General features: G+C 73.6%; 3 protein-coding genes. All 3 read right to left on the bottom strand.

What is annotated here, in order from left to right; all coding sequences use genetic code 11:
- Positions 1 to 156 precede the first annotated feature (156 nt).
- On the bottom strand, positions 157 to 1,014 hold the full coding sequence (locus ACWGKQ_RS50795; RefSeq protein WP_453298942.1) for a DUF6282 family protein: 858 nt from the start codon (positions 1,012 to 1,014) through the stop codon (positions 157 to 159).
- Positions 1,007 to 2,815 (bottom strand): isocitrate/isopropylmalate family dehydrogenase, encoded by a 1,809-nt coding sequence (locus ACWGKQ_RS50790; protein WP_453298941.1) that lies wholly within the window; start codon positions 2,813 to 2,815, stop codon positions 1,007 to 1,009. The genes ACWGKQ_RS50795 and ACWGKQ_RS50790 overlap by 8 nt, the downstream gene beginning before the upstream one ends.
- On the bottom strand, positions 2,812 to 3,593 hold a 782-nt coding region (locus ACWGKQ_RS50785; RefSeq protein ID WP_453298940.1), incomplete at its 5' end, for an alpha/beta fold hydrolase. The genes ACWGKQ_RS50785 and ACWGKQ_RS50790, both read right to left, overlap by 4 nt.

Here is a 3,593-nt window from a genome sequence, read left to right as displayed (position 1 = left end):
CGGACCTTCTCGACGAGGTCCAGCAGCTCGGGGCCCTCCTGGCGGACGAGGGTCTCGCCGAGGAGGTCACCCAGCCGGCGGATGTCGGCGCGCAGGGTGGCGTTCGGGATACGGGCGTGCATGGGGTACTCCCGGGGTGTGGAGTGGGGGGCGCGGTCAGGGCGCCAGCAGCGCCGCCGGGTTGACCGAGGTGACCGCCCGGATCTGTGCCGGTGTCAGCTCTGCTTCGGCGAACCAGCGTCGACTCGTGGCAAGCCAGCCGACGGGGTCCGGTTGGTCCGGCTGGCCGAGGTCGGAGCTGAACACCACTCGTGGATGGGCGCGCACCACCTCGGCCAGGTGCCGGATGTCGCGGTGGCCCAACAGGATGGTCAGGGCGGTGAGTTCGATGTACAGGCCCGGGACCGGGGCCAGCCGGGCCAGGTCGGCCGGGGTGAGGCCGGACATGGGGTGGGTGGCGTGGGTCAGCAGCAGACGGGGGAGTTCCAGGCGTACCGCTTCGTCGATCACCCGGAGGGTCTCGTCCCGGTCGCAGTGCCCGGTCGCGAGGACGACGGGCAGGTCACGGGCCGCCCGGAGTACCTCACGCACCGGTTCGCCGAGCCGGCCCGTGCCGTCCAGGACCCGGTCGCCGCGCCGGCGTTCGGGATCGAGCAGGGGGTGGAACGGCTCCCGGTGCAGTGCGGACCTGTGGGCGGGGCCCACCAGAGTGGGCAGGTGCACGACCAGCCGGGCGGGGCTGTCCGGCCCATGGCTGTAGACGGCCTGTTCCATGACCTGGGGGCGGACCCCTCCGGCGAGGTCGTTGAGCACGACCGCGCCGGAGACGGGCAGACCCTCCTGCCGGGCCTCCCAGGCGTTCGCCGCCGTCGACCCCAGATGGCTCTTGACCACCACCCAGCCGTCGACCTCCGCGTAGGCCCGTCCGGCGGCGCCGGTCGTCAGACGGCGCCGGTACAGGTCGGGCCCGGCGTGGTAGTGGACGTCCACCACCCGTCGTACCAGGTCAGACATGACGGGACGCGGAGTCGGCGGGGCCTTCCCAGGGTTTGGCGTAGCCGAACCGGCGGCGGGCCTCGTCCAGTCGCAGGCCCTCGCCGACCGCCTCGGCGATGGCCGACTCGGTCCCTTCGACGCGTTCCGCGCGTTCCGCGACCTCGGCGGCCCGTTCGGCGGGTACGACGAGGACACCGTTGTCGTCGGCGACGATGACGTCACCGGGGCGTACGGTGACGTCGCCGATCGTGATCCGCCGTCCGGTGGCGGCGAGTTCCACCCGGTTCTTGCCGCTCACCATGGTGGCGCCGGTACTGAACAGCGGGTATCCGGCGGCGCGGATCTCGGCGATGTCCCGGGCCGAGCCGTGCAGCGCGGTGCCGCGCACCCCGCGGCTCTGTGCCACCGAGGTCAGCAGCGAACCCCAGTTGGTGCAGCTGGTGGAGCCGCCGTTGTCGACCACGACGAAGGAGCCCGCGGGTACGTCGTCCAGGTAGTCGGCGGCGTTGCGGAACCCGGACTCGGAGTGGTGCACCGGCTGGTAGGTGACGGTGTACGCCAGGCCCGCGGTACGGGTTCCGGGCACCCGCGCGGCGATCCCGGCGAGCACTGCGGGGATGCCGAGGCTGTCCAGCGCGTCGGAGACCGAGGCGGTGTCGAGCGCGGCCAGCCGGTCCACCACCTCCGCGGGTACCACGGGCGCCGGTTCCCCGTCCCCGCCCGCCAGTTCGGCGGCGACGGCCTCGGCGACCTCGCGGGTGCCCGCGCCGCCGCCCAGGTCGTACGTGACGGTCGTACGGTCACGTGCGACGGTACGGACGGCACTGCGCAGTTCCTCGCCCGGTACGGGCAGGCCGAGGTGGTCCAGCATCTGGGCGACGGTGAGCAGCATCGCCATCGGGTTGGCCCGGTCCCGGCCCGCCATGGCGGGGGCGCTGCCGTGCACCGGTTCGAAGTAGCTGCCGTGGTCGCCGATGTTGCCGCTCGGGGCGAGACCGAGTCCGCCCATGACGCCGGCGCCGAGGTCGGAGAGGATGTCGCCGAACATGTTCTCGGCGACGAGCACGCCGAACCGCTCCGGCCTGCGGACCATCCACAGGGCGACGGCGTCGACGTTGAGGATCTCGGTCTCGATGTCCGGGTGGTCCCGGGAGATCAGTTCCAGGCGTTCACGCAGGTGGTTGCTGCTCTGCCGCAGGACCATCGGCTTGTCCACGACGGTGAGCCGCCGGTGGCCGTGGGCCTCGGCATAGGCGAGTCCGAAGCGCAGCAGCCGGTCGATGCCGAACCGGGTCTGCAGCCGGAGCGTGACGCTGCTGCCCTCGGGGCCGGAAGCCTCGGCGTTGGGGTGGTCGCGCACCGCGCTCCACAGCGCCTCGTCGAGTCCGTGGACGTCGTAACCGGCGTACAGGCCCTCGGTGTTCTCGCGGATGACGGTGAAGTCGAACCGGCCGCGGTCCAGATCGGTGACCGGGCGGATGTTGGCGTACAGGCCGAGCCGCTGGCGGAGCTGGATGACCGGGGAGACGAACTTCCGGCCGGTGCCCCTCAGCGACGGCGTGAGTTCGGCCTCCGCCTCGCGCAGCGGCTTGCTGGTGATGGCGCCCAGCAGGCAGGTGTCGGTCTCCGCCAGGAGCTTCCAGGTCCGCTGGGGCACCGGGTCGCCCTCCTGGCGCCAGCACTCCCAGCCGATCTCCCCGAACCTGAAGTCCAGGGGAAGACCGAGCCGTTCGACGGTGCGCAGCGCGGCCTCGACGACCTCGGGGCCGATGCCGTCACCGGGCAGGACGGCAACGCTTTTCCTCGGAGCCGACTTCATCGGAGTCCCTTCTCCCGCAGGTAGGCCTCGATCAACGAGGCGACCTTCGCGGGCTGTTCGGCGTGGGGGCGCATGCCGGCCCCGGGGGCGACGTGCACCCTGTGGTGCGGGGCGGCGGCGGTGTGCCGCTGGGTGACGAGCTGGGAGTGGCTGCCCACGATCTGCAGCAGCGGACCCGGGTGGGCGCGTACGGCGGCGGATACGTCGATCCCGCACAGCAGCCGCATCCCGGCGGCGAGCCGCCGCCCCGCCGCCGCGTCGGCCTCGACGGGGGCGGGGTCGGCGTCGGGCCCGTCATACGGCAGGACGCGCCGGTTGAGCAGGGCGAGCGCCGCGCCGGGGCGGCCGGAGGCGGCCAGGTCGGCGATCTGCGTGAGCCGCTGTTCGAGGACCGGGTCCGTGCGGGCGGGGCCCGAGACGAGCAGGGCGGCCGTGTCGGGGGCGCAGTCCGGGAGCAGGGCCTGGGCCACCGCCCCGCCCAGCGCGTTCCCGCAGAGCAGGTCGACGCGGCCGAAGTCCGGCAGCAGCGCCCGCCAGCGGGCGACGAAGGCGGACATCGAGTCCGCCTCCTCGTCCCACAGCGAGAGCGTGTCCACCACGGTCACCCGGAGCCCGGCCCGGGCCAGGGTCCGGATGACCGGGGCGAAGAACGCCCCCTCGTCCCAGCGCGCGGTGACGGGGGCGAGGACGAGGGCGTGGGGCGCGCCGACGGCGGTGACCCGGGCGCAAGGCCCCCGGCGGGCCGCCCGTGCGGGCGGGGGTAGCGCGACGCCGCGCT

Source organism: Streptomyces sp. NPDC054770 (assembly GCF_053611985.1).
Note: the sequence above shows the minus strand (reverse complement) of the source record. Positions and strands in the feature narration are given on the sequence as shown.

What these genes read in the sequence shown, in the direction of transcription:
- ACWGKQ_RS50795 (WP_453298942.1), bottom strand. Translation starts at nt 1,014, where the DNA reads ATGTCTGACCTGGTACGACGGGTGGTGGACGTCCACTACCACGCCGGG.
- ACWGKQ_RS50790 (WP_453298941.1), bottom strand. Translation starts at nt 2,815, where the DNA reads ATGAAGTCGGCTCCGAGGAAAAGCGTTGCCGTCCTGCCCGGTGACGGC.